This is a genomic window from Qipengyuania sp. BR81-2, assembly GCF_055693895.1.
In genome coordinates, this window is sequence record NZ_CM146344.1 from 1,251,447 (window position 1) to 1,275,027 (window position 23,581).

The window sequence follows — 23,581 nt, forward strand, 5'->3', positions numbered from 1 at the left end:
GCGAACATTGGCCTAGGGCGGTTATCTCACCCGTGCCGTTCGCGGCGCACTTCGCGCTGGCCGATGTCGCGGCGGCAGAAACCGTCGGCGAAATCGATCGCGTCGACCGCTTCATAGGCATTGCGCTGGGCCTCGGTGGCGCTCGATCCGCGAGCCGTCACGTTGAGCACGCGGCCGCCGTTTGCGACCAGCTGGCCACCCTCGCGCCTGGTGCCTGCATGGAAGACCTTGGCGTTGTTCGCCTCTGCCTCGCAAAGGTCGATGCTGCCGCCCTTCTTGGGCGTACCGGGGTAGCCTTCTGCCGCCATCACCACGGTCAGCGCGAAATCGTCCGACATGGTCGGCGGGTCGATATCGCCGAGCCGGCCCTCGGCGCAGGCGAGCATCAGTTCGACGAGGTCGCTTTCCAGCCGCATCATCAGCACCTGGCATTCGGGATCGCCGAAACGGACATTGTATTCGATCAGCTGCGGACCGTCCTTGGTCAGCATCAGCCCCGCATAGAGAACGCCCGAATAGGGCATGCCTTCCTCGCGCATGGTGCGCACGGTGGGCTCGATGATCTCGCGCATCGTCCGCTCGCGCAGGGCATCGGTCAGCACAGGCGCGGGCGAATAGGCGCCCATGCCGCCGGTGTTGGGGCCCTCGTCGCCATCGCCTACGCGCTTGTGGTCCTGCGCGCTGGCGAGCGGCACGATCGTCTCGCCGTCGGTCAGTGCGAAGAAGCTCGCCTCCTCGCCCTTGAGGAACTGCTCGATCACGACCTCGCTGCCCGCGCTGCCGAACTTGCCGTCGAACATTTCGGAGAGTGCTTCCTGCGCGTCCTCGCGGGTCTCGGCGATCACCACGCCCTTGCCCGCCGCAAGCCCGTCGGCTTTCAATACGAAGGGCGCATCGAACTTCTTGAGCGCGCCCCACGCCGCCTCGAGCGAGGTGCAGCGGATGAACTTGGCGGTCGGGATCTTCGCGCGCTCGCACAGCTCCTTGGTAAAGGCCTTGCTTCCTTCGAGCTGCGCGGCGGCTTTCGACGGGCCGAACACGGCGACGCCTGCTGCCCTGAGGCTGTCCGCAAGCCCTTCGACCAGCGGGACCTCCGGGCCGATCACCACAAGGCCGATCGTGTTGTCTTCGCAGAACTTGACCACCATGCCGTGATCTGAGCTATCGAGCGCGACGAGGCTGGCGCATTCCTCCATCCCGGGGTTGCCGGGGCTCGCCCACAGCTTGTCGCATTGCGGCGATTGCGCCAGTTTCCACGCCAGCGCATGTTCGCGACCGCCGCTGCCGAGCAAAAGGATATTCATGGCTGCAAATTTCCCACCGGATGACAACAATGAGGGGTTGGTAGCGAGGTCCCGCGCCGGCGACAACGCCGAGCCGCTCTCGGTGAGCGAAATCTCCAATATCCTGAAGCGCACGGTCGAAGACCGCTTCGGCTTCGTTCGGCTGCGCGGCGAATTGTCGGGTGTGAAGCGCGCCGCTTCGGGGCATCTCTATGCCAGCCTCAAGGACGAGAAGGCGGTGATCGATGCGGTCATGTGGCGCGGCAATACGCAGCGCCTGCCGTTCCAGCCGGAAGACGGGCTGGAGGTGGTCGCCAGCGGCAAGCTCACCACCTATCCGGGGCGCTCGAAATACCAGATCGTGGTCGAACGAATGGAGCTGGCGGGCGAGGGCGCCCTGCTCGCGTTGCTCGAAAAGACCAAGGCGCGGCTTCAGGCCGAGGGGCTGTTCGACGACAGTCGCAAGCGCCGCCTTCCCTTCCTGCCCAGGACCATCGGCGTGGTCACTTCGCCTACCGGCGCGGTGATCCGCGATATCCTCCACCGGCTGGCGGACCGTTTCCCGAGCCGCGTGATCGTCTGGCCGGTGCTGGTGCAGGGGCAGGGCGCTGCAGAGCAGGTCGCAGGCGCGGTGCGCGGCTTTTCCGGGATGCCCGAAGGCCATGCCAACCGTCCCGATCTCGTGATCGTCGCGCGCGGCGGCGGCTCGATCGAGGACCTGTGGAGCTTCAACGAGGAAGTGGTGGTGCGCGCCATCGCTGAATGTTCGATCCCGACGATCAGCGCGGTGGGGCACGAGACCGACACGACGCTCGCTGACTATGCCGCTGACCGCCGCGCGCCCACGCCCACTGCCGCCGCCGAGATCGCCGTGCCCGTGCGCGCCGAGCTTGCAGCGACGCTGGCCGATTTCGGCGCACGCAAGAAGCGCGCGATCCTGCGGCCGGTGCAATTGGGCCGCGAAAGGCTGCAGACGCGCGCAGAGCGGCTGCCCTCGCCCGAGGCGCTGCTCCAGCCGCAAGGCCAGGCGCTCGACGATCTGTCGGAACGGCTGCGCAGGGGGCTGCATGACCGCGCGGCGCAGGGCCGCGAGCGGCTGGGTAATCAGCGCCTCTCACCCGCCACGCTCAAACGGGGCCTGCGCGATGCGAAGAAGTCGCTTGAAAATGTCAGGCTGGCACCCTCGCTGATCGAGCGCCCGCTTGCCGACCGGCGCGAGAAGCTTGCCGCCATCGCGCGGTTGGCCGAACAGCTCCATCCCGACCGTCCGCTCGAACGCGGCTATGTCCGCGTGACCGGCCCGGATGGCAGGACGCTCACCGACCGCGCCGAAGCAGCGAAGGAAGCTGCGCTCACGCTCAAGTTCCGCGACGGCGATCTCGAGGTCTCGACCGGTGATGCGCCGCCGCCGCGCCCCGCGCCCGCCCCTCGCCGCAAGCCGGCAAAGAAGGGAACGCACCCAAAGCAGGATGATTTGTTTGGGTGAGCGAGCCCTGCTAGGATAGGCCCATGCTGATGAACAAGAATTCCGGCCCCGCCTCGGGCGAGGCCAAGCTGCAATACGGTCCCAACGGCTTTCGCGTGCTGCGCGCGGGCCAGCACGTCTTCTGCGCGGCCAGCGGTACGCCGATCGCACTCGAGGAGCTGCGCTACTGGTCGGTCGAATACCAGGAAGCCTATGCGAGCGCCGAACTGGCGACCGAACGCCTGAAACCGTGAGCTGGCGCAGGGCCGCACCTCTCGTCCTGATCGCCGGTCTCGTGCTGGCCACCCCGCAAGCCTTTGTGGTTTCCGCCTCGGAGGCCGATCCGGCTGAGACCGCGGCCCGAACCGAACCCCTGCCCACAGCGCCGATCCTCGGTACACCCGCGCCGCCGCCGATGCCGGCTGAGCTCGACGGCGAGCTCGAACAGGGCGGCTGGATCAGGGGCGTGCTGCCGCCCGGTGCGGTCTCCGCCACTTTCGGCGGCGAGCCGATTGCATTCGACAAGGCAGGCCGCGAATTCTTCATCGGGCTGGACCGCGATACTGCTCGTTCGGCGGAGCTCGTCTTCCAAGGCGCGGACGGCCAGACGCGCAAGCAGACGGTCGCAATCGCCCCGCGCGACTGGCAGATCGAGCGCGTGAACGTCGCCAAGGGCACAGGTGGCGGTAGCGAGGCCTGGTGGAAAAAGCGCGAGCCCGAATGGCTGGCGATCCGCGATGCCCGCGCAAAGGAAACCGGAGCCGAGGGGTGGAGGCAGGACTTCATCTGGCCGGTCACGGGCCGCATCTCGGGCCGCTTCGGGCGCCAGCGGATCTATCGCGGCGAGCCGGGCAGCTACCATTCGGGCATCGATATCGCTCCCGGCAATGGCGTCCCCTTCGTCGCGCCCGCCGATGGCACGGTGGTTCTCGCGCGCACGGGCTTCAGCCTAGAGGGTGGGATCATCATCCTCGACCACGGGGCAGGGCTCAACAGCGCCTTCATCCACCTCTCGCAGCTTGCCGTGAGCGAGGGCGACAAGGTCGAACAGGGGCAGTTGCTGGGTAATGTCGGCGCATCCGGGCGCGCAACCGGGCCGCACCTGCACTGGAGCCTCATGTGGCGCGATGCGCGGCTCGATCCGCTGCTTTTCCTGCCGCCGATGCCGTGATCGCGATTCCGCCCAGCCGTCCGAAAGGCTAGCTCCGCAAGGCCGATGAGTGTGACGCGCAAGATCCTCGCCGGGCTGCTGGCCCTCTCGCTCGCGCCGGGCACCTGCGTGCGCAGCGAACTGCCCGAGCCCGACTACACCTCCCCCGTCGAGATCACCCGCCTCGACGTGCAGGGCCTGAAGGCTGGGCCGCTGGTGCTCGAGGGTGCCTGGGAGCTTGCCAGCGAGAACGACCACTTCGGCGGCTATTCCGCGCTGATCCGATGGAAGCCCGGCGTTTTGCTTGCCGCGAACGATGCGGGCCGTCTGATGAAGCTTCCGCGGCCCGACGGGCCGGCAGGAGAAATCGCGCTCGAACAGTTCCTCGCCTCCGAGCAAGTCGACAAGAAACGGGTCGATCTCGAATCGCTGACCAACGACCCGAAGACGGGCCGCGTCTGGGCGGGTCTCGAATGGACGCAGGAAATCATCCGCTTCGATGCCAACCTCAGCCTCGAGAGGCAGTACAGTCCGCAGGCGATGAAGGACTGGGGCGAGAATTCGGGCCCCGAATCGCTCGTGCGCCTGCCCGACGGCCGCTTTATCGTCATCGAGGAGCGCAGGCGCAGCGACGGTCACCATCAGGCGCTGCTGTTTCCCGGCGATCCTGTCACCGGCCAGAAGCCGGTCCCGTTCCTTTTCGAGGGGCGCGAGGGATACAGGCCGGCCGATGCGGCGCTGCTACCCGATAGTCGGCTCGTGGTCCTCCTGCGGAGTTTCGAGCTGGGTCTCCCGCCACGCTTTCCCGTGATGCTGGCGACTGCCGATCCCTCGCGGATCGGGGAAGGCAAGGTGCTCCGAAACCACTTCCTCGCGCAGATCGACGAGCCGCTTCCGAGCGAGAACTACGAGGGCATCACCGTGATCGCCGAGAGCGACGGGAGCTGGAACCTGTGGCTGATCTCGGACGACAATTTCGCCAGCTATCAGCGCACATTGCTCCTCAAGCTGAGCTGGCAGCCTGACCAGCGCCGCGCACCACAAAAGGCGCGCGAGTGAACCCGCGCGCCCTTGAAATCGGCAGATAGCTGACGCCGGAGCGTCGCGGCCTTACGAGGCGGCGACGGCCTTCTTCAGCTCGCGCTTCACCTTGAGCGCGTTGGCCGAAAGCTTTTCGTCCTTGGTCTTCAGCAGCCAGTTGTCGAGACCGCCATTGTGCTCGACCGAGCGCAGGCCCTGGGTCGAAACGCGGAACTTGAAGCTGCGGTCGAGCTTTTCGCTCAGCAGCGTGACGTTCTGCAGGTTCGGCAGGAAGACCCGCTTGGTCTTGTTGTTGGCGTGGCTCACATTGTTGCCGACCTGGCGGCCCTTGCCGGTGAGTTCGCAAATGCGCGACATGATACGTCTCTCGTTCGAATGGGCGGGCGAGTTCCCTTGGCCGCAAATGCGGGTGCGGGGCTCATTATTCCCGGAAAGCGGCGCGCATAGCGGCGGGTAGCCGAATCGTCAAGCACGTTGCGCGCCTGCAAAGCCGGGGCTAGCGAGGGTGCAGATATGTCTTCCTGGACCCTCCCGCAACCGATGAAACGTGCGCTCGAACTGGCCAAGGCCAGCGCGGCTGCGGGCGAAGTGCCCGTGGGCGCGGTGATCACGCGCGGCGGGGAGGTGATTGCCGAGGCGCACAACGCCCCGCGCGAGCGTCACGACCCGACCGCCCACGCAGAGGTGCTGGCGATTCGCCGCGCTGCCGAGGCGCTGGGGCAGGAGCGGCTGACCGATTGCGAGCTATGGGTGACGCTGGAGCCCTGCGCGATGTGCGCGGGTGCGATCGTCCATGCGCGGATCGGTAAGCTCTACTACGGCGCGAACGACCCCAAGGGTGGCGCTGTCGAACATGGCGCGCGGGTCTTCGAGCAGGAGCAATGTCTGCACAAGCCGGAAGTCTATGCCGGGATCGGCGAGGCGAAAGCGGCCGAACTGCTGCGCGAATTCTTCAGGGAGCGGCGCTGACGATCCATTGCGGCCGCAATCGAAACGGGCCGCAGCAGATGCCGCGGCCCGCTACTCGGTGATGGTTGCTTGGCCTCAGTCCTGAAGCGCAGCGACGCATTCGCCCTGCGTGGAGAAGCCGAAGGATTCGAGAGCGTCGAAATCCTTCAGCGACTTGCAGAAGGCGACAGGCCCACCGACCTTATAGAAACTGATGCAGCTGCCCTTCGTGGGCAGGCCCGGCCCGGTCGAATCATTGCCGAAAGCGGTGCAGAATTCGACGATGAACTTGTTGAAGTCGCTCTGGCCCTGCGCAGCTGCGGGTGCCGAAACGGCCATCGCCGATGCCATTGCCATGGAAGTGACGCAGAAGATTACCTTTTTCATGAAACATACCTCTCGAGACGGCTTGCGGGGAATTCCGCATTTTCGACAGGCGACCTTATTGTCCGCACAACATCAGTGAATTCGTTGACCCCTGATTGATTGCGTTGCGCAGGAATAGGCACTTAGCAAAAAATTCTAAGGCCGACAATTTTCATTTATTTTCAATGATTTTCCGTTTTAAACGGAAACCGTAAGTTGCGGGCTGGCGTTTCTCAAAGCCCGCGCCAGATCTTCGCAGCTGTACCATCCTTCGCCCCATAGCGTTGCCCGTCGCAGGCTTCGGGCATGAAGCGCTTGTCGTAGCAGAGACGCAGCTCTTCCAGCCATCCGCGGCTGTCGAGCACCACGCCGACCGCCTCGGGAAACCAGCCCGGATTGGCGTCGGCGAAGCGTTTCCGGATCGTGCCGACGGTCAGGTCGTCCTCTCGGCTGATGCGCACGAAGTCCGGCCATTGCAGGCCGCCGTAAAGGATGCGGGTGACCTTGAAATAGGTCGAAGGGCGGCGGGTCATGCAGCTGCCGTGCTTCGCCCATTGGCGGGCGAGCAGCCTTGCATCGGGGCTGATGCACAGGTTGGGGCGAACGTCGCTTTGGCTCGGCTGCTGTCCACCGCACCATTGCGGCCAGCTGCGCTCGCTGTCTGGCCAGAGGCCGTGGACGATGAAGCCGAAGCGGCCGCTGTCACCCGAACATTGGCGCGCATGGCGCCGCTGGTCTTCGCGGAAACGGCAGAACTCGGGCGACCAGCTCAATGCCAGCGTATAGCCGGTGACCGGCAGGCGGCGCGGCCTCTCCGTGTCGATACGCGGCACCTCGACGCTGCGGGGCAGGCTGCATTGGTAGGCTTGTGCAGCCAGCGGAGTGGCGTTCGCCAACGCCGCAAAGGCCAGGAGGCAGGCAGCGGCGCGCGTCACTTGAGGCCCTCTCCTTGCCTTTCCTCGCACGCCGGGGCGAGGGGATCGATCCGTTCGAGGCAGAGTATCGATGATGACCACATGGGCTTCCTCTACAAATCAGGCGAGGAATTGCCCAGAAATCAGAGCGGCGTAAAGTCCAAGCCGATGTCTGCTGCCGGCGCGCTCTGGGTGAGCCTTCCGACGGAGACGTAATCGACCCCGGTGGCGGCCTTGGCGCGGATCGTATCGAGGTTGATCCCGCCGCTGGCCTCGGTGGGCACACGGCCCGCGACCAGCGATACCGCTTCGCGCAATGTGTCGGGCTCCATATTGTCGAGCAGGAGGCGCGTTGCGCCCGCTTCGAGCGCAGGTTCGATCTGGTCGATCCGGTCGACCTCGCAGATGATGTCCTTCACGCCCGCCTCGACCGCACGGCGCACTGCCTCGCCCACGGATCCGGCGACGAGGACATGGTTGTCCTTGATCATGGCCGCATCCCACAGGCCCATGCGGTGGTTTGCACCGCCACCCATGCGCACGGCGTATTTCTCGAGGTGGCGCAGTCCCGGAATGGTCTTGCGCGTATCGAGCAAAGTGCAATCGGGATTGTCCATGGCCGCCACGTATTCGGCGACCATGGTGGCGATGCCCGAAAGGTGCTGGACGGTGTTAAGCGCCGCGCGCTCTGCGGTGAGCATGGCGCGCGCATTGCCCTCGAGCCGCATCAGGTCGGTGCTGGCGGGAACACTGGCGCCTTCTTCGACTAGGATGTCGATCTGCATGTCTGGGTCGAGCGCGCGGAAGAACGCTTCGGCGACCGGCAGCCCTGCAACATGGATCGCATCGCGCGTGTCCATCACGCCTGCAAACCGCGCATCGGCCGGAATCACGCTTTCACTGGTGACGTCATGCCCCCCGCCCGGCAGCCCCTCACCGAGATCCTCGGCAAGTGTGTGCTGCACGAATGTGTCGAGATCGAAGCCGGTCAGATCGAATTTCATGAAGCGCTCCTAACCGGGCCGGGGCAGGCCCGGCAAGGGCAAGCGCCCGCCCGCAGCGGGTGCAGCTTGCTGCACGACTAGCGAGGACGCCCGCGCGGATGCGCGGGCGAAAAGCAATCTAATGAACGAAACGCGCCACGACGTCACGGTAGGAGCGGCTCACCTTCACCTCCGCCCCGCTATCCAGAACGAGGAAGCATTCGCCGTTGGTGTGCGGCTTGACCTGGCGGACCTGGTCGAGGTTCACGATGGTCGAGCGGTGGACGCGCTGGAAGGTGCGCGGATCAAGGCGGCGTTCGAGATCCTTCATCGTCTCGCGCAGGATCAGCGAATTGTCGCCGGTGTAGATGCACATGTAGTCGCCCGCGGCCTCGATATGCTCGATCGTGTCGACCTCGACGCGGAAGATCTGGCCGCGGTCCTTGACATTGATCAGCTTCTCGTAGCGGCCGGCGGCCTCGGCATCGTCGCCTTCCATGTCCTGAGCCGCTTCGGGAGCGACTTCGGAGAGGACACCGCGAAGGCGATCTGCCTCGTCGCTACTCTTCTTCTCGGCAAGACGCTGGCGCACGCGTTCGATCGTGTCGGCGAGCTTGTCCTCGTCGACCGGCTTCATCAGGTAGTTGACCGCATTGGCCTCGAAGGCGCGGATCGCGTGTTCCTGGAATGCCGTGACGAACACGAACAGCGGCGGGTCGATTTCCATCACGCCCTGCACAACGGAAAAGCCATCGAAACCGGGCATCTGGATGTCGAGGAAGACGAGATCGGGCTTCAGCGTCTTGATCGCGCGGATCGCCTCGCGTCCGTTCTGGCAGGTCTCGATGACCTCGACGTCCTCGAAGGGTTCGAGCCTCAGCTGGAGGCCCTGGATAGCGAGCTTTTCGTCGTCGACGAGGATCGTGCGGATGGTCATCTTGCAGTACTTACCTTTTGGGGCGTTGTGGGGGATTCAACGCTTCGGGGGTGGCCGGTTTCACCGCAGCTGTCGAACGGCCTTCGGCGGAAGGCTCCGCAGCGTCGGCGAATTCGTGCGGAATCTCGATCAGCACGGTGAATCCGCCGCTTTCGGGCGACCGGATTTCGAAGCGGTGATCGTCGCCATAGGCCTGGGCGAGACGGTCGCGGATGTTGGCGAGGCCGACGCCGGTGGAATCGCGGCGCTTGTGGGTGGCCATGACCGCGGGCAGGTCCTCGGCCACGCCGCCGACATCGACGCCGGGACCGGTATCGGAAACCGTGATGCGCAGGCGCGGCCCGACGATCTGCGCGAGCAGCGAGATGGTCGCGCCTTCCTCCTGCGGGCTGACGCCGTATTTGATCGCGTTCTCGATCAGCGGCTGGAGCAGCATCGAGGGGATCTGCGCCTTGGACGCCACTTCCTCGACGCGGAACTCGGTTTGCAGGCGCTCTTCGAAGCGCATGCGCTCGATATCGAGGTAGAGCTTCAGCGTCTCGACTTCCTGCGCAACGGTGACCTTGCCGCCCGGCTGGGTGACGAGCGTGTGCCTGAGGAAGCTCGACAGCCGCGTGAGCATGGCGTTGGCCGGCTCGGACTGTTTGAGCAGCACCAGCGTGCTGATCGAATTGAGCGTATTGAACAGGAAGTGCGGGTTGAGCTGGTAACGCAGCATGGCGAGCTGTGCGCTCGTCGCCTGTGCCTCGAGACGTTCGAGCCGGTCGGCCTGCTGCTCGACCTGCAGGAAGAAATTGATTGCGTAATAGAGCGCCGACCATGCGCCGAGCAGCGTCAGGTCAAAGAAGTAGATGCCGATGAAGATGCGCACGAAGCCGGTTTCCGCGGTCGAGCGCGTGAGGCCGAGCACCCAGCTGTCGATGAAAGCATAGGCGCCCACAGCAACACCCAGCACCAGCGCGGTCCCGCCCCAGGTCACGAGCGGTCGCTGCCGGATCAGGTGGCCGTAGATAACCGAGAGGATCAGGCTGATCGAGAAGCCGGTGATCGTGGCGATAAGGATGACGAAGAAGAACTCGAGCGGCTGGCCGTTGGCGAATGCCGACATGGCGCGCAGCAGCGCGGTTCCGCCCCAGCCTGCCAGCTGGAGGTTCCAGAACGCCTGGTTCTTGTTCGCGAAGAACGGCGTCGGACTGAGGGGCAACACGGCCATTGGCTTCGATCCCTAGCGCAATTGCAGGCGCGAGCGCCAGCGGCTACTATGTGGGGTGTTGGAGGAGAGTCTCAATGAACAAGCCGGAAAACCTTGCCCACTCGCTCGCCGAACGCGCGAAGTTCCGTGAAATGAAGGAAGGGACCAAGGAAGACTGGGCGATCATCGGCGCGGAATACCGCGAGTTCGCGAAAGACCTCCCCGATCGCGTGCTCGACCACCTGAAGCTGCTCGACGGCGATTTCGGCGGCTTCCCCGTCGACCGTCTCGAACATTCGCTCCAGACCGCGACGCGCGCCCACCGCGACGGGCGCGGCGAGCAGTATGTCGTGATGGCGCTGCTCCACGACATCGGCGACACGCTGGGCAGCTACAACCACCCGGAGGTCGCCGCGGCGATCATCAAGCCCTTCGTGACCGAGGAGATACACTGGATCTGCCAGAACCACGGCGCCTTCCAGGGCTATTACTACTTCCACCACCTCGGCATGGACCGCGACCTGCGCGAGAAATTCCGCGACAGCCCGCATTTCGATGCCTGCGCGGAATTCTGCGAGAAGTACGACCAGGCCGCCTTCGATCCCGAATACGAGAGCGAAAGCCTCGAATTCTTCGAGCCGATGGTGCGCCGGGTGATGGAGAAGCCGCTGGCCTCGATGTACAAGACCGCGATCGAGGATTGAGCCGCTAGCGCGCTTCGCGGCGCGCCAGCTCTTCTGCGAGTTCCTGCCGGAAATGGGTGCGCCAGTCGGCTTCGCCGCGCGTCCAGCCATGTTCGGCGATCTTCGCTCGTAGCGTGGCGACCTCGGCCTCGATGAACTCGACGCGCTCGTCCCAGCCGTCATGCGTGCGCTTGCGCAGCAGCCCGCCGCCATGCTTCGGGCCCCATGCCTGCATCCAGCGCACCGCGCCGCGCGGGTCGTAGCCGGCATTCCAGAGGAGCCAGGGCATGATCCGGTCGGCATCGCGCTCCGAAAGGCGGGTCAGCGTCCGCTTGCGGCCGGTTTCCTTGAAGGTGACAAGATGGCCAAGGACATTGTGCGCAAGCTCGTGGGCGACCGAGGCGGCGAAGGCATCCTCGTCCTCATACGCAAACGGCGGCCACTTGCGGCCCATCGCCACGCGCTTGCCGTCGGCCCATGCCGCATCGGAGGAATCGAGCACCTCGAAACGCGATGCGCATGCGGGCGCAGTGGGTATCGACATGCGGATAAGGTCGCTGCCGGGACGCGCAACGAGCAGGTCGAGCGTCCCGTCTTCTCCCTCGCTGGCGATGGCGCCGAGCAGCGTCACGCCGCGCTGCCAGCCTTCCTTCGTCGGAGGCCATGTCGTCTCGACCATACGCTCGCCGATGGCGAGGATCGTGTCGTCCCGGCGCAGACCGGCGATCTCGGCAGGAGAGCCCGGCACGACCGCCTGCACCCCGATATCGCCCCGTAGGCCGAGGCGGGCGCGAACCGCCTCGGCGTCGCCATAAGAACCGGCGTCGTGGATCGCGAAGCCGCTTGCCGGAACGGTATCACTGCAAAAGGGCGCATTGCCGAGCGCAAGGCCGTAGCCGGCCTCGTATAGCCGTGCATCGAGGCGCTGGAAGTCGCGCAGGGGATCGTCCTCTGCCGCTGCCGGTGACAGCGGCGCGAAGGCCAGCGCTGCGATCAGGAGGACGAGGGGCCTGATCAAGACGCCTCGTTGTTCACCGCTGCATTGAGCTCGGCAAAGCCGACCGCGCCTTCGAAGGCCGCATTGCCGGCAATCCAGCTCGGCGTGCCCGTGAAGCCCAGCTGGCGGGCGAAAGCCTCATTGCGTGCGAGCTCTGCGGTAGCTGCATCGGAGGATCCGAATGCTTGAGCCGCTTCCATGTCCATCCCTGCGCTGCGGGCGGCGGCGGCAATGCTTTCGGCCGTGGGCGGGCCGGCTTCGAACATGGCGTGATAGAACACGTCGAACTTGCCCTGATTCGCCGCAGCGAGCGCCATGCGCGATGCGGCCTCGCTGCCCTGGAAGATCGGCCATTCGCGGATCACCACGCGCAGCTCGGGGTCTTCGGCGATCAGGCGGTCGACATCGGCGACGCTGGCGCGGCAGTATCCGCATGCATAATCGGTGAATTTCACTAGAGTGCGCGAACCATTCGGGTTCCCGAGCACGGCTCCGGGGAAAGGCTCGCGCACCTCGTCACCGACCGAAGCGAGCCGGTTCTCGGCCTCCTGCGCCTGGTAGGCGCGCGCCATTTCCGGAAGAATTTCAGGGTTCTCGATCAGGTAGTCGCGGGTCAGCGAGTTGCCGACACCGGTCATCGACCAGATCGCCGCACCGGCAAATCCGCCGAGCACCGCGATGACCACGGTCAGGAGGTGTTTCATCTGCTTGCCCCTCGTAAGTTCCTAGCGCCGCCCGCGCTCGTTGACGCAATTGCGCCCGTTCTGCAGCTCGCACTGCTGTTCCATCAGCGCGCGCGCTTCCATGACGATATCCTGCGCGCGCAGCCAGTCGGCCGAACCGTAAGGCAGCGCGGCCTCCGCGGCCTGTGCGCTGCGGAGCGCCAGCGGGTACTGTCGGTTCATGACCTGCTGCTCTGCGCTGGCCAGGCGCGCACGCGGCATGTCACCGCGTTCGGCATAGACTACACCAAGCTGGTACCAGGCAAAGGGATTGTAGCGGTCGCGTCCCACGGCGGCACGCAGCACGCCTTCGGCTTCCTCGTAATTATCCTTATCCTCGGTCGCGATGAGCGCGTGGCCGAGCAGCGAGGCGATCAGCGGTTCGGCCAAGGTCAGCTCGGTCGCGCGGCGCAGCGGTGCGATGGCCTCTTGCGGGCGGCCCGATTCGAGCAGCACCTGCCCCTTCAGCTCGAGGAAATAGGGATCGTCGGGATCGCGGGCGATCAGTGTATCGGCAGCCTCGAGCGCGCGGTCGACCCGCGCTTCCTTGTGGTAGGCATAGGCGCGCGCCAACAGGGCGGGCGTGGACTGGTCGGTTTCGGGATAGTCGCGCAAGGTCGCTTCGGGCTTGGCGATATAGCCCTGCAGCTTGGCCTTCACGCGCTGGAAGCGGCGTTCCCAGTCGGGGTCTAGCGGTGCGTCCCAGGCGGGATCGCTTTCGTAGGTCTCGCGCAGCTTCGAGATTCGGTCACCCGAGAGCGGGTGGGTGCGATAGAAACCCGCCTCGTCGTTCTGGCTGATGCCGTAGCGCATTTCCTGGTTCAGCAGCTTGCCGAAGAAGGCGAGCGAACCGCGGCCCGAGATGCCCGCGCGCGAAAGGTATTCGGCGCCTGCGGCATCGGCGCTGGCTTCCTGCGTGCGGCTGAAGGCGAGGAACTTGCCGATCGCCGCCTGCTGGCCCGCCATGATCAGGCCGAGTGCTGCATCGCCCGCGCCTGCCAATGCTGCGCCGATACCGGCAAGCATCGAAAGAAGCGTGATCTGCGTGGCCGCGCCATAGCCTTCGCGGATGCGGATGATGTGCCCGCCGGTGATGTGGCCGAGCTCGTGGGCGATCACGCCTTGCACTTCGTTGGCGGTGTCGGCGGCGTCGATCAGGCCGGCGTGGATATAGACCACCTGCCCGCCCGCCACGAAGGCGTTGATCGAGGGGTCGTTGACCAGCACCACTTCGACATTGCCCGGCGCAAGGCCCGAGGCCTCGACCAGCGGTTCGGATATGTCCTGCAGGAAGGCCTCGGTCTCGGCGTCGCGCAGGATGGACTGCGCGGCGACCGGCTGCCCGACGAAGGTCGCGAGCGCGATAAAGGCGAGAAAATGGGCAAAGAGACGCATCGGCGGCCAGCCTAAGGGGTTTGCGGCTGAACCGGAACTGAAACTTCGCCCCGTGTCGCGCTGCGGCCGAGAAATGCCGCGACAGTTTCGAACACGCGACCGTCGCGCCGCCACGGACTGGCGAGCCCGAGCAGCGGTGCATTGTGATCGCCTTCGGGCAGGATCAGAACTTCCACATCGCTGCTCGCCGCCTCCAGCTCGCTGGCCAGCGCGCGCGAGTTGCGCGGTTTCACCAGCGTGTCCGCTTCGCCATGCACCAGCAGCATGGGCGGGGCCCCGCTGCGCGCATGGGCGACCGGCTGGCTCGACCCGTCGGCCCCGACAGAGCCAAAGGCGGCTTCGGTCGAAGCGCTGTCGAACGGATAGAAATCATAAGGGCCCGCAAGCCCGATTACACCGCTGATCGCATCGCGCGGCGCGCCGGCCTGTTCCAGCCAGCGCGTCTCCAGCGCCACCTGAGCCACATTGTATGCGCCTGCGGAATGCCCGCCGACGAAGATACGCGCCGGGTCTCCGCCGTGCTGCGCGATGTTTGCGTGCACCCAGGCGACGACCGAGGCGGTATCCTCGAGCATGGCGGGATAGCGCCCAGCTTCGCCGAGGCGATAGCCGCCGAGCACCACCACAAAACCCTGCGGGGCGAGATTGCGTGCGATGAAGCCGTAATGATCGGGATCGCCGTGACTCCAGCTTCCGCCATGGAAGAAAACGAAGACCGGCAGCGGGCCCTGGACGCCTTCCTCGCGATAGACGAGGAGGCGCTGCGCGGGATCATCGCCCGTGCTCGCCTGGCTCACCTGTTCGACCGCGTGCGAAGGGCCGGCAATGCGGTCGACCGTATCGAGCACCGCATGCGGATTGTTGCGCAGCGCGAGCGTCAGCCCGCCGTAGCCGGCGAGCACGAGGACAATGATCGAACCTGCAATCCACATGATCCTGCGCCTCACGCCGTCGCCTTCTCTTCTTCGGTTTCACCATGGCCCACCGACTTGACGACCGCGTCGGCCTCCTCGTCGTCGAGCAATCCGATCGAGGACAGGAACTTGCGTCCCTCTTCGTAGCCTTCGCCAAGCCATAGCGGAATGTCCGCGGCCTCGAGAGCGGCCTTGGCGGCGACTTCCTCGGGACTCATCTCCTCGCCCACCTTGCGGATGAACACGGCGCGGATGCGGTCGGGGTTCTCGACCGCGATGGCGGAGAAGGCGGTGAGATCGCCCTGTGAATCGTCACCGAGGAGCGCGAACTTGATCTCGGGATAGGTCGCGAGAATGCCCATGATCGCCGCCTTCTTGTGCGCGCCGTGGCTCGACGATCCGAAGGTGGCCCGGTTCAGCCCCCAGTCGCGCAAGCTGATCGGGCCAAGCGGCAATCCGCGCCCGCGCATGTAGGTGACGAGATAGGAGAAGAGGTTCCAGGGGCTGGAGGACACGTAGAAGAATGGGCGGCGCGATGCGGGCAGGTGGTCGCCCGCATGGCCTTCGCCCTCGGGCAGACCCGCGTTGCCGCCGAGCGCATTGTAGAACATGTCTGCGCCGGGCACGAGGATGCGCTCTTCGGGCATCTGCATCAGCACGCGGCGCCAGTTGCGCAGCACCGCGCGGAAATCGCCGGTGATGCCGGTCTCGATTATGGTGTCATCGATATCGGAGATCATGGCGAGCGCGGTGCTCTTGCCGGGCGCCAGCACATGGCCGTCGCCGCATTGCTTGCCCTCGCCGTTCTCCCAATGGAAGGTCACTACTTCCCATTCGGGATGCTCGGCGTAGGGCCAGTCGCCTTCGAGCGGTACGTCGAACCGGACGAAACCTTCCTTGTCGGTCACGCCCTGGTGCCGCTGCATTTCGCCGGAGGGAGAGACCAGCTCGAGTTCGACAGTGAGATCCTTGACCTCGTGGCTGGCGAACTGCCCCATCATCGTGCGCATCGCGCGCCATTTCCCGCGTTTTTCGAAATTGCCCACACGCGACCGCAGGGCCCGGGCGGTGATGAAGAGCCGTTCCGTGTTGCGATAGCCGAAATAGGGCTGGATGCGGATCGGCGCGGAGGGGAAAAGGGCATGGGCCCGGTCGCTAGCGCGCCGGGCCCCAATACCACAAGGCTTTTGTCTTAAGGGGCTTAGCGGCCGAGCAGCTTGCGCGCGGCATTGCCGACCAGCGCCTGCTCCTGCGGGACTTCGCCCAGCACGGTCAGTTCGCCGTTTTCGCCCCGGCGCACCATAACGAGCGCGAATTCCGGACCGCGGATCGAAAGATCGCGAAGGTCGCGCGCTTCGAGTTCGCGCAGCTGTTCGGCAAGTGCATCGATGCTGTCGGACGCTTCCTGCGTGACGGCGGCATTACCTTCATCGCGCAGGTAGGAGGCGAGGTCGTAGGCGAGGCGAACGGCTTCGTAGAGCGCCTTGCTTTTGTCGCCGCCTTCGACAGCACCCGGCTGCGCGAGGTGGCTCGCCACTTCAAGGCTCTGCTCGAGCTCCGCCGCGCTGATCGGCTGCGGACCGGCATTGGCAGGCTCTTCGGCGACCGGTTCTTCGAAGACCGGCTCTTCGGCCTCGGCTTCCTCGACGATGGCTTCGACCACCTCGTCTTCTTCGGCCACCTCTTCAACGCCAGGCTCTTCTGCAAATTCGGGCGCTTCGAGGACGATTTCCGGTGCCTCGAGGACGATCTCAGGCTCGCTCTCGGCAAGCTCTTCCTCGAAAGCGGCTTCCTCGCCGAATTCCTCGATCGCCTCGTAGGCGTCTTCCTCGATGAATTCCTCGGTCAGCTCGAAAGGATCTTCTTCGGCCTCGACGGCTTCGGCTTCCACGAAACCGGCGTGCTCGTCCGAGACCGCTTCCACCTCGTGAACGGCTTCGAACCCGGTGTCTTCTTCGCCGACGACTTCGAGTTCGTCCTCGCCAGCCTCAGCAGCGAAGACTTCTTCTTCGGGCTGCTCTTCGGCCAATTCTTCGTGGGCTTCCTCGGCGAAGTGTTCGGTCGTTACTTCCGAGGGCACTTCGAGAACCGGATCAGCTTCGGCTTCGACGACCTCTTCCTCGGCCACTTCGGGAGCTTCGAACTCGGCTTCCACCGGCTCTTGGGCGAATTCCTCTTCGACTTCTTCCGCGACAGGCTCGAAAGCATCGGGCTCTTCGAGGACCGGCTCGGCGTAGTCTTCCGCGTATGCTTCTTCCTCGGCCAGCGATTCAGGCGCCGGTTCCGCGTCGAAGTCTTCGCCTGCCTCTTCGGCTGCGAAATAGGTGTCGTCCACACTGTCGAGGCTTTCGGCTTCCTCGGCAGTTTCGTCTTCGCTTTCCTCGCCATGGAGGTCGAGCGACTTCTTGACCCGAGCCTGCGGGTTCACGAGCGAGAGCAGGCGGCTGTTGAGGTCGATATCGGCGAGCGGGTTGATCACCTCGTCTACGTCGTCTTCCTCGTAATCCTCTTCATCCCACTCGGGCAGGCCGTAGTCGGCTGCGGTCATCGGGCTGTTGTAGCCCTCGTCGCCCTCGCCGGCTTCGCCCTCGCCGGCAGGTGCGCCGCCGATCGGGTTGCCCAGTGCGTCGACGCCGCGGCCCTTGGCAGCAGGCGCTGCGAGCGGGGCGGGAGCGGAGGCTTCTCCTGCTTCCTCGAAGGCCTCGGTTTCGCACGGAGACTGCTCTTCGAACGGGGCCGGTTCTTCGACCGGAGCTTCGAAAGCGGCCGGGGCAAGGCTCGGCGATGCTTCGGGATCGGAAAGCCGAAGCGGGTTGCGCTTGCGCAGCGGTGTCGGGTTCGGTGCCTCGGCGACGGGCGCTACGGCCTCCTCTTCCAGCGCATCGTCGATCTGCTGGAGCAGCGCGTCGGCCATCTCGGCGTCGGCCACTTCCTTCCAGTTGATCACGGCATAGACGAAGTCGAGCGTTTCGCAGTCGCTCGAATAGGGCAGCAGGATGCCGCGATAGAGCACGGTTGCGCCCTTGGCGTTGACGAACTCGGCTTCGAAACCGGTCGGCGCCTGTTCGGACACGATCTTGAGGTAATTGTCAGCGATCTGGCTGAGCAGCGAATCCTGCGGGACCTCGGACAGGTCCTCGATATCCTCGTAGAGGCCGCATTCGCGCGAGAGCTTGTCGCCGATGAACTGGATCGTGGGCGTTGACGAACCAGTCGAGAAGTCGAGCAGGACCGAATGCGGGCCGAAATCGCCGAGGAATTCCGGCTCGAGATCCTCGATCGCCGGCAGGCGGCTGTCGCCCAGGAGGCTCGCCCAGTGATTGTAGGCGCGCACCTGCATGCGGCGCTCGTCCTGGCCCACCGGCGAGGGTGGAGGGTTCGAGTGCGAGTCGCTGTCGTCGACAAAATCGTCGAAAGAATCGTGACCGTCGAACGAATCGAATGCGCCGCCAAGCCTGTCCATAGGTGCAATTGCCCTTCGAAATACGAGTTTCGTTATTCAGGCAAACCTATGGAGGAGCTGTAGTAAAATTAGGGTTAAGGATAATGGCCCGGCGGCGCGGGCCCCTAGAGCATGTAGCGCATCTTGATCGTCAGCGACTGGTCTTGCGCGCCCATTTCGAACACCGCGTCTGAGAACTTGGGCGGGCCCATGCGGACCTTGGCATCGCGCGAGAAGCCGAAGCCTTCCTTGGGCATCATGCCCAGCGCGCGATCGGCCTTGCCATTCTCATTCTCGTCATGGAGCAGCGCGATCGCATAGTGGCCGGGTTTCACGCCGTCGAAGGTCAGCGTGACGGTCCCGTCGCTTGCCGCGACCGTGGCGGCATGCGCGCCGGCAACGCCGCGGCAACGCGGGAAGGTCTTCTCCTGCGTGGTCATGCATGCGCGCACCACGCCGTCCGCATTGCGCATGTTGGTGATCGTCACCGTTATGCTCGCACCTTCCGTCTGGGCTTTCGCCGGCGCAGGAGCAGGCGCGCCCGCGCCGAGGGCCAGGGCGATCGCAGGCAAGGCGGCCGCGCGCATCATGCGTTGGGGCTCAAGCCCTTGTCGGTCCCGCAGAGCCGGTCCCAGAAGCGGAAGTATAGGCCGTAATTGCATCGATACTCTTCATGATGTCGCTGGTGATGGCTGGCGGTTATCAGCCATCCCCCTAACCGCGAGTGAACCAGCGCGCGGGGAAACATTTCCCAGCCCATGTGATTGGTGACGCCCATGATCGTCATCACCAGCAGGACAAGCCCGAGCATGGCGACGTGGATCGGCACGAACAAGACGAGGACGGGTATGACGATCGCCCCCGTGATCGCTTCCCAGGGATGGAAGCTCATAGCCGCCCATGCGGTGGGCGGGCGGCTCGCGTGGTGAACGGCGTGCATGGCGCGGAACCAGGCGGGGCGGTGCATCAGCCGGTGCGTCCAGTAGAACCACGTATCGTGGAGGACGAGGTAGATCAGCGGCGCGAGAGGTAGGTACCACAGCGGCATCGCGTCCCAGCTGGTGTAGATCTGCGTCCAGCCATGCTCCTGCCAGCCCCATGCGACGATCCCCGCGGGCACGCCGTAGATGGCCGCAGAGGCGAGCGACCAGACGATCTCGCGCCGGATCTGCGGGCCGAGCTCGGCATGGTAGCCGGGCCGCTTCTTGCCGGTCACCCAGGCGAAAATGCCCGAAGAAGCGAGGTAGCGCAGCGCGACGATCGCGGTCATCGCAGCAGCTGAAAGGAATATCGCGGTCCACATGGCTACAGCGAGCCTATGGCGCACGCAGCCGCGCGGCAACAGCGCAGTGTTATTCGGCGTTGCCCCAGGGGCTGCAGTGTGGATCGAGCGCAACGGTTGCGCGGCGCATGGCCGCACGCGCAAGCCGCTCGACCTCGGTCTTGCGGCGTGCCGCTGCGAGCGGCTGGAGCGGTGCGGGACGGACGATCTCGCCGTCATAGCCATCGGCCACCACGATGCCGCAGCAATCGGGGCGGTAGTCGTCGAGATCGAGCACCGCGCGGTCGAGATGCGGCGGGAGCCCCCAGTAGAACCGGTCGCAGAAATCGAGATAGTCGGGCCACTTGCCGTCACCGAGCAGGTCCCCGCGCTGGACCTTCACCTCGACGATGATCACGCGGCCCTTGGGGTCGACGCCCATCAAATCGGCGCGGCGACCGTTGCGCAGCGGCATTTCGGGCAGCAGCCAGACGTCGTTGCGCGCGAACAGGCGCTGGATGCCGCGAAACACGCTGGGCGCGTCGAGCGCGGGATCGATAACGGGGGAATCACTCATGCCCCAAAAATGGAACAGAATGGGAACGCGGTCAAGCGTGCGCTTGCCGGGAAACTGCCTCGAGCCGGGTCCTCAGCTTTCGGGCACGAGAGCGGCGATCGCCTCGCGCGCCTTGTGGAATTCGCGCCACAAGGTCAGCGCCGCGCTGGTCGTGTCCTCGCCCTTGTCGGTCATCGCGAGCAAGGCCCTGAGACCCGGCTGCATGACTGCTGCAAGATCGTCGATCGCGCAGGCCACGATGGCGTAATGCGCTTTAGAGAGGGTGGTCGCGCGTGCCGGCAGTGTGCGGGTCGCCTCGTCCTGTTCCTCGCTGCCGAGCTGCGCAAGCGTCGCGACCGCTGCGGCGGCATCGTGCACCGCATCCCACTGCGCGGCGAGTTCCTCCGGCCCGGGCACGGCACCGCCGCGTTTCTGGGCAGGAGGCAGCATGGTTGCCCCGGACAGGTCGAATTCGTGCGACATCGAGCTCATGGGAAAAGACGCTAGGGCGTGCCGCTTGCCAAAACCCTAATGCGGGACCTTGTAGATCGGTTAAAGGCGGCTCGCCGAAGGAGCGTGCGGCGATTTTCGCTGGCAGCGGCGCGCCCGCCTTGCTAAGCGCCCGCGCCACGGCATGCACCCGTAGCTCAGCTGGATAGAGCGCTGCCCTCCGAAGGCAGAGGCCACAGGTTCGAATCCTGTCGGGTGCGCCAGTTTTTCGCGATATCGCCAGCGCGCTCCCTCGTGTCATTGTTTCGTCGCACTCGCCAAATCGTACGAAACGTCCTAGATCGACGCCGAGAAAAAGCCATGGAGCGCAAGATCTACCAGTTCGAAGACCTGCCTGAACAAGCGAAGGCGGCGGTCGTGCGCGCTCCGGAGGGGCCCGCGCACCTGCAGCGGATCGGGGTGATCCTCAATACGCGCAGCCATCACAACAAGGACCGCGTGCCCAATTATGGTGGCCGCGACAATGTCTCCATTGCCCGCCCGCAGACGCGCCGCGACATTGCCATCGCGCTCGCCGAATTCGCCGAGCAGGGCATCGGCCTCTTGGTCATCAGCGGCGGCGACGGCACGGTGCGCGACGTTCTCACCATGGGACAGGCCGTCTTCGGCGACAGCTGGCCGCAACTGGCGGTGCTTCCGCGCGGCAAGACCAATGCGCTGAACGTCGATCTCGGCAGCCCGCGGGACTTCTCGCTGGCACAAGCCATCGCCTCCTTCGAGAATTCCGAAACCGGCAAGCGTGTCATCCGCCGCCCGCTCGCGGTCAGCGCAGCGGGCAGCGAGGATCCGCCGATGCTCGGTTTCATCTTCGGCGCCGGTGCCTTTGCACTCGGGGTCGAGGCGGGACAGGATGCGCACCGCGCAGGCTTTTTCAACTCGATCGCGGTCGGCGTCACCAGCGCCTGGGGCGTGGTGCAGGCGCTTTTCGGTAGCGACACCAATGTCTGGCGCCGCGGCGCGCAGATGAAGCTCGACTACCTGCCCTCGGGCGAGCCGATGCCGCATTCGCATCATGGCGATACGGAGCGGCGCACGCTGATCCTCGCTTCGACGCTCATGACCATGCCGCTCGACATCAAGCTGTTCGGCAAGGGGCAGGGTGATATCCGCCTGCTGATCCTCGATGCGCCCCGTCGCCGCGTGCTCTTCTCGGTACCGGCGATCCTTGCCGGCTGGCACCCGGAATGGCTGGCCGAAGCCGGTCTGCACCATCTTTCGGCAAAGGGCTTTGCGATCACGCTCGATGCGCCCTTCATCCTCGACGGCGAGCATTTCCCTGCGGGAAGCTACCGCGTCGAGCAGGGCCCAGAACTGACTTTCGTCGCCGGGTGACGGGCAGGCTCGAAGACAGGATCGCGCAATCGCTCGGGCGCGAGGTGCGCGATGAAGTCGCGGCCTACGCACGCATGCTGGGCGAGGAGGCGGGCGCTTCGGCTGTCCTTTTCTACGGCTCCAACCTGCGCACCGGATCGCTCGAGGGCGTGCTCGATTTCTACGTGCTCCTGCCCGGCGAGCAGGCCGAAAGAATCTGGCCCAAGGTCAGCTACCGCGAGTGGGAACATGGCGGCGAGACGCTGCGCGCCAAGATCGCCACCATGAGTTTATCCAAGTTCGCCGAAGCGGCGCGCGGAGACAGCCGCGACACCACGATCTGGACGCGCTTCGTCCAGCCGAGCGCGCTCATCTGGTCAGCCGACGAGGCTGCGCGTGATCGCGTGCACGGGGCTATCGCCGATGCCTCGATGACGGCTGCGCGTTTCGCTGCTGCACTGGGGCCTGCATCGGGCAGGGCGGAAGACTATTGGCGCGCGCTGTTCCAGGCGACCTATCGCGCCGAATTCCGCGTCGAGAAGGCCGGGCGCGAGGACTCGATCCTCTCGGTCAATCGCGAGCATTTCGAGGGATTGCTGCCGCAGGCGTGGGAAGCTGCCGGACTCGCCTTCGGGGAAGAGGGTGGCCAGCTCTCGCCGCAGCTCGCGTCGGATGAGCGCAAGTCGGTCCTTTCGCGCTGGCGCACACGCGAAAGGCTCGGCAAGCCGCTCAATATCCTGCGGCTGGCCAAGGCGACGACCACGTTCGAAGGGGCCGCGCGTTACGGCGCTTGGAAGCTGGAACGGCACACCGGCATCAAACTCGAAGTGACCGAATTCCGGGAGAACCACCCTCTGCTCGCCATGCCGGGTGCGGCATGGGAGCTATGGCGCGCCCGGCGCCGCGCAGCGAAGGATCAGCGGTAGCGCATCCGGATCGAGATCTTCTCGACATCCTCGCCGACATCGAAGCCCACCTTCTTGTAGCTCGGGCGGCCGAGGTTGAAGATGTTGATGCTCGGATCGTTCGACATGGCGCCGCCGTCTCCGAACAGGTCGGTCTTTCCGTCACCGTCGAGGTCGTGACGCACTGCGATGGCATAGTGGCCCGATGCGGGCAGCGGCATGCAGAAGCGCATCGTGCCGGCCTTGGCCGGAGCCTCCATGCGGTAGATCCAGCGGCCCTTCTTGAGCCAGTCTTCCTTGGTCGCGCGATAGGACTGGATGCGGATCGTGCCTTCGCTCCGCTTCACGTCGGTAATCGTCACCCACACGGCCGGACCCGCGCCGGCATCGCAGCGCTGTGTGTCGTGCGTGATCTTCTCGCGGTACTGCGCCTCTACCGGCGTGGCGAGCGACAGGCCCGCAAGGGCGATGGCTGCGCTACCGGTGAGGGCTGCAAGTTTCGTGCTCATCGTTTTAGCCCCATGTTCAACGTGTCGGCACGCGCAGATGCGCATCCCGTGCGGCGATTCAAGGCCGCGATCTGGCATGCGTTATAGGGAAATGCGC

The 23,581-nt window shown here is 65.3% G+C and carries 26 protein-coding genes and 1 tRNA gene; 9 read left to right on the forward strand and 18 right to left on the reverse strand.

All coding sequences use genetic code 11. From position 1 onward, the window contains the following. Positions 1 to 26: 26 nt before the first annotated feature. Entirely contained in the window at positions 27 to 1,304 is a 1,278-nt protein-coding gene (purD, locus tag ACZ1G8_RS06245; RefSeq protein WP_472681039.1) for a phosphoribosylamine--glycine ligase, read from the reverse strand. Here purD and xseA point away from each other — a divergent pair. From xseA to ACZ1G8_RS06265, 4 genes are read left to right on the forward strand one after another with little or no spacing between them, the layout of a single operon-like run. Beyond that, positions 1,303 to 2,769: an exodeoxyribonuclease VII large subunit gene (xseA, locus tag ACZ1G8_RS06250; RefSeq protein WP_472681041.1), complete on the forward strand. Its 1,467-nt coding sequence runs from the start codon at positions 1,303 to 1,305 to the stop codon at positions 2,767 to 2,769. The two genes, purD and xseA, sit on opposite strands and share 2 nt — an antisense overlap. 23 nt (positions 2,770 to 2,792) lie before the next feature. Continuing rightward, positions 2,793 to 3,002, forward strand: coding sequence for a DUF2093 domain-containing protein (locus ACZ1G8_RS06255; RefSeq protein WP_221427241.1), 210 nt, complete (start codon positions 2,793 to 2,795; stop codon positions 3,000 to 3,002). Beyond that, a complete protein-coding gene (locus ACZ1G8_RS06260) occupies positions 2,999 to 3,919 on the forward strand; it encodes a M23 family metallopeptidase (protein WP_472681042.1) in 921 nt (306 codons plus the stop codon). Before ACZ1G8_RS06255 ends, ACZ1G8_RS06260 begins: the two co-directional genes overlap by 4 nt. Before the next feature lie 51 nt (positions 3,920 to 3,970). Then, entirely contained in the window at positions 3,971 to 4,957 is a 987-nt protein-coding gene (locus ACZ1G8_RS06265; protein WP_472681043.1) for an esterase-like activity of phytase family protein, read from the forward strand. A gap of 51 nt (positions 4,958 to 5,008) precedes the next feature. Here ACZ1G8_RS06265 and rpmB read toward each other — a convergent pair whose 3' ends face one another. Then, positions 5,009 to 5,296, reverse strand: a complete 288-nt coding sequence (gene rpmB, locus ACZ1G8_RS06270; RefSeq protein WP_221427239.1) for a 50S ribosomal protein L28 — start codon at positions 5,294 to 5,296, stop codon at positions 5,009 to 5,011. Positions 5,297 to 5,452: 156 nt separating this feature from the next. Here rpmB and ACZ1G8_RS06275 point away from each other — a divergent pair, with 156 nt between their 5' ends. Continuing rightward, positions 5,453 to 5,908, forward strand: coding sequence for a nucleoside deaminase (locus ACZ1G8_RS06275; protein WP_472681045.1), 456 nt, complete (start codon positions 5,453 to 5,455; stop codon positions 5,906 to 5,908). A gap of 75 nt (positions 5,909 to 5,983) precedes the next feature. On the opposite strand, the gene ACZ1G8_RS06280 is transcribed toward ACZ1G8_RS06275, so the two are convergent. From ACZ1G8_RS06280 to ACZ1G8_RS06300, 5 genes are all read right to left on the reverse strand, one after another. Next, positions 5,984 to 6,274, reverse strand: coding sequence for a hypothetical protein (locus tag ACZ1G8_RS06280; protein WP_472681047.1), 291 nt, complete (start codon positions 6,272 to 6,274; stop codon positions 5,984 to 5,986). Between the two features lie 212 nt (positions 6,275 to 6,486). Continuing rightward, positions 6,487 to 7,188, reverse strand: a complete 702-nt coding sequence (locus ACZ1G8_RS06285; protein ID WP_472681048.1) for a ribonuclease T2 family protein — start codon at positions 7,186 to 7,188, stop codon at positions 6,487 to 6,489. A 122-nt stretch (positions 7,189 to 7,310) separates the two neighbouring features. Further along, on the reverse strand, positions 7,311 to 8,171 hold the full coding sequence (gene nadC, locus ACZ1G8_RS06290) for a carboxylating nicotinate-nucleotide diphosphorylase (RefSeq protein ID WP_472681050.1): 861 nt from the start codon (positions 8,169 to 8,171) through the stop codon (positions 7,311 to 7,313). 118 nt (positions 8,172 to 8,289) lie between these two features. Further along, the gene (locus ACZ1G8_RS06295; RefSeq protein WP_472681051.1) at positions 8,290 to 9,087 is read right to left on the reverse strand and encodes a LytR/AlgR family response regulator transcription factor; all 798 of its coding nucleotides are present in this window, start codon (positions 9,085 to 9,087) and stop codon (positions 8,290 to 8,292) included. Positions 9,088 to 9,097: 10 nt separating this feature from the next. Continuing rightward, a complete protein-coding gene (locus tag ACZ1G8_RS06300) occupies positions 9,098 to 10,300 on the reverse strand; it encodes a sensor histidine kinase (RefSeq protein ID WP_472681053.1) in 1,203 nt (400 codons plus the stop codon). A gap of 74 nt (positions 10,301 to 10,374) precedes the next feature. On the opposite strand from ACZ1G8_RS06300, the gene ACZ1G8_RS06305 reads away from it, so the two are divergent. Continuing rightward, positions 10,375 to 10,983 (forward strand): HD domain-containing protein, encoded by a 609-nt coding sequence (locus ACZ1G8_RS06305; RefSeq protein WP_472681055.1) that lies wholly within the window; start codon positions 10,375 to 10,377, stop codon positions 10,981 to 10,983. Between the two features lie 4 nt (positions 10,984 to 10,987). Here ACZ1G8_RS06305 and ACZ1G8_RS06310 read toward each other — a convergent pair whose 3' ends face one another. The 10 genes from ACZ1G8_RS06310 to ACZ1G8_RS06355 all read right to left on the reverse strand — a co-directional run bounded on the left by ACZ1G8_RS06310 (position 10,988) and on the right by ACZ1G8_RS06355 (position 20,732). After that, complete coding sequence (locus ACZ1G8_RS06310) at positions 10,988 to 11,980, reverse strand: PDZ domain-containing protein (protein ID WP_472681057.1); 993 nt, start codon at positions 11,978 to 11,980, stop codon at positions 10,988 to 10,990. After that, entirely contained in the window at positions 11,977 to 12,663 is a 687-nt protein-coding gene (locus ACZ1G8_RS06315) for a DsbA family protein (protein WP_472681058.1), read from the reverse strand. Before ACZ1G8_RS06315 ends, ACZ1G8_RS06310 begins: the two co-directional genes overlap by 4 nt. A gap of 21 nt (positions 12,664 to 12,684) precedes the next feature. After that, a complete protein-coding gene (locus ACZ1G8_RS06320) occupies positions 12,685 to 14,076 on the reverse strand; it encodes a M48 family metalloprotease (protein ID WP_472681059.1) in 1,392 nt (463 codons plus the stop codon). 11 nt (positions 14,077 to 14,087) lie between these two features. Next, the gene (locus tag ACZ1G8_RS06325) at positions 14,088 to 15,023 is read right to left on the reverse strand and encodes an alpha/beta hydrolase (RefSeq protein WP_472681060.1); all 936 of its coding nucleotides are present in this window, start codon (positions 15,021 to 15,023) and stop codon (positions 14,088 to 14,090) included. Beyond that, positions 15,020 to 15,991: a phosphatase domain-containing protein gene (locus ACZ1G8_RS06330; protein WP_472681062.1), complete on the reverse strand. Its 972-nt coding sequence runs from the start codon at positions 15,989 to 15,991 to the stop codon at positions 15,020 to 15,022. Before ACZ1G8_RS06330 ends, ACZ1G8_RS06325 begins: the two co-directional genes overlap by 4 nt. A gap of 200 nt (positions 15,992 to 16,191) precedes the next feature. Continuing rightward, entirely contained in the window at positions 16,192 to 18,453 is a 2,262-nt protein-coding gene (locus tag ACZ1G8_RS06335; protein ID WP_472681063.1) for a PAS domain-containing protein, read from the reverse strand. Between the two features lie 104 nt (positions 18,454 to 18,557). Further along, on the reverse strand, positions 18,558 to 19,019 hold the full coding sequence (locus tag ACZ1G8_RS06340) for a DUF2141 domain-containing protein (protein ID WP_472681064.1): 462 nt from the start codon (positions 19,017 to 19,019) through the stop codon (positions 18,558 to 18,560). Beyond that, the gene (locus ACZ1G8_RS06345; RefSeq protein WP_472681065.1) at positions 19,019 to 19,735 is read right to left on the reverse strand and encodes a sterol desaturase family protein; all 717 of its coding nucleotides are present in this window, start codon (positions 19,733 to 19,735) and stop codon (positions 19,019 to 19,021) included. Before ACZ1G8_RS06345 ends, ACZ1G8_RS06340 begins: the two co-directional genes overlap by 1 nt. Before the next feature lie 49 nt (positions 19,736 to 19,784). Beyond that, positions 19,785 to 20,270 (reverse strand): MmcB family DNA repair protein, encoded by a 486-nt coding sequence (locus tag ACZ1G8_RS06350; RefSeq protein ID WP_221551006.1) that lies wholly within the window; start codon positions 20,268 to 20,270, stop codon positions 19,785 to 19,787. Positions 20,271 to 20,342: 72 nt separating this feature from the next. Then, positions 20,343 to 20,732, reverse strand: a complete 390-nt coding sequence (locus ACZ1G8_RS06355; RefSeq protein ID WP_472681066.1) for a hypothetical protein — start codon at positions 20,730 to 20,732, stop codon at positions 20,343 to 20,345. A 153-nt stretch (positions 20,733 to 20,885) separates the two neighbouring features. On the opposite strand from ACZ1G8_RS06355, the gene ACZ1G8_RS06360 reads away from it, so the two are divergent. The 3 genes from ACZ1G8_RS06360 to ACZ1G8_RS06370 all read left to right on the forward strand — a co-directional run bounded on the left by ACZ1G8_RS06360 (position 20,886) and on the right by ACZ1G8_RS06370 (position 22,996). Further along, a tRNA-Arg gene (locus tag ACZ1G8_RS06360) sits at positions 20,886 to 20,962 on the forward strand. A gap of 97 nt (positions 20,963 to 21,059) precedes the next feature. Next, the gene (locus ACZ1G8_RS06365) at positions 21,060 to 22,091 is read left to right on the forward strand and encodes a diacylglycerol kinase family protein (RefSeq protein ID WP_472681068.1); all 1,032 of its coding nucleotides are present in this window, start codon (positions 21,060 to 21,062) and stop codon (positions 22,089 to 22,091) included. Then, positions 22,088 to 22,996, forward strand: coding sequence for a hypothetical protein (locus ACZ1G8_RS06370; RefSeq protein ID WP_472681069.1), 909 nt, complete (start codon positions 22,088 to 22,090; stop codon positions 22,994 to 22,996). Before ACZ1G8_RS06365 ends, ACZ1G8_RS06370 begins: the two co-directional genes overlap by 4 nt. On the opposite strand, the gene ACZ1G8_RS06375 is transcribed toward ACZ1G8_RS06370, so the two are convergent. Beyond that, the gene (locus ACZ1G8_RS06375; protein ID WP_472681070.1) at positions 22,987 to 23,484 is read right to left on the reverse strand and encodes a DUF2141 domain-containing protein; all 498 of its coding nucleotides are present in this window, start codon (positions 23,482 to 23,484) and stop codon (positions 22,987 to 22,989) included. The genes ACZ1G8_RS06370 and ACZ1G8_RS06375 overlap by 10 nt on opposite strands. Positions 23,485 to 23,581 lie beyond the last annotated feature (97 nt).

Coding starts and splice junctions, on each gene's coding strand:
- ACZ1G8_RS06305 (WP_472681055.1), top strand. CDS start 10,375: ATGAACAAGCCGGAAAACCTTGCCCACTCGCTCGCCGAACGCGCGAAG.
- rpmB (WP_221427239.1), bottom strand. CDS start 5,296: ATGTCGCGCATTTGCGAACTCACCGGCAAGGGCCGCCAGGTCGGCAAC.
- ACZ1G8_RS06350 (WP_221551006.1), bottom strand. CDS start 20,270: ATGAGTGATTCCCCCGTTATCGATCCCGCGCTCGACGCGCCCAGCGTG.
- ACZ1G8_RS06300 (WP_472681053.1), bottom strand. CDS start 10,300: ATGGCCGTGTTGCCCCTCAGTCCGACGCCGTTCTTCGCGAACAAGAAC.
- ACZ1G8_RS06375 (WP_472681070.1), bottom strand. CDS start 23,484: ATGAGCACGAAACTTGCAGCCCTCACCGGTAGCGCAGCCATCGCCCTT.
- ACZ1G8_RS06340 (WP_472681064.1), bottom strand. CDS start 19,019: ATGCGCGCGGCCGCCTTGCCTGCGATCGCCCTGGCCCTCGGCGCGGGC.
- ACZ1G8_RS06335 (WP_472681063.1), bottom strand. CDS start 18,453: ATGGACAGGCTTGGCGGCGCATTCGATTCGTTCGACGGTCACGATTCT.
- ACZ1G8_RS06355 (WP_472681066.1), bottom strand. CDS start 20,732: ATGTCGCACGAATTCGACCTGTCCGGGGCAACCATGCTGCCTCCTGCC.
- ACZ1G8_RS06295 (WP_472681051.1), bottom strand. CDS start 9,087: ATGACCATCCGCACGATCCTCGTCGACGACGAAAAGCTCGCTATCCAG.
- ACZ1G8_RS06345 (WP_472681065.1), bottom strand. CDS start 19,735: ATGTGGACCGCGATATTCCTTTCAGCTGCTGCGATGACCGCGATCGTC.
- ACZ1G8_RS06320 (WP_472681059.1), bottom strand. CDS start 14,076: ATGCGTCTCTTTGCCCATTTTCTCGCCTTTATCGCGCTCGCGACCTTC.
- purD (WP_472681039.1), bottom strand. CDS start 1,304: ATGAATATCCTTTTGCTCGGCAGCGGCGGTCGCGAACATGCGCTGGCG.
- ACZ1G8_RS06330 (WP_472681062.1), bottom strand. CDS start 15,991: ATGATGGGGCAGTTCGCCAGCCACGAGGTCAAGGATCTCACTGTCGAA.
- ACZ1G8_RS06365 (WP_472681068.1), top strand. CDS start 21,060: ATGGAGCGCAAGATCTACCAGTTCGAAGACCTGCCTGAACAAGCGAAG.
- nadC (WP_472681050.1), bottom strand. CDS start 8,171: ATGAAATTCGATCTGACCGGCTTCGATCTCGACACATTCGTGCAGCAC.
- ACZ1G8_RS06280 (WP_472681047.1), bottom strand. CDS start 6,274: ATGAAAAAGGTAATCTTCTGCGTCACTTCCATGGCAATGGCATCGGCG.
- ACZ1G8_RS06275 (WP_472681045.1), top strand. CDS start 5,453: ATGTCTTCCTGGACCCTCCCGCAACCGATGAAACGTGCGCTCGAACTG.
- xseA (WP_472681041.1), top strand. CDS start 1,303: ATGGCTGCAAATTTCCCACCGGATGACAACAATGAGGGGTTGGTAGCG.
- ACZ1G8_RS06255 (WP_221427241.1), top strand. CDS start 2,793: ATGCTGATGAACAAGAATTCCGGCCCCGCCTCGGGCGAGGCCAAGCTG.
- ACZ1G8_RS06315 (WP_472681058.1), bottom strand. CDS start 12,663: ATGAAACACCTCCTGACCGTGGTCATCGCGGTGCTCGGCGGATTTGCC.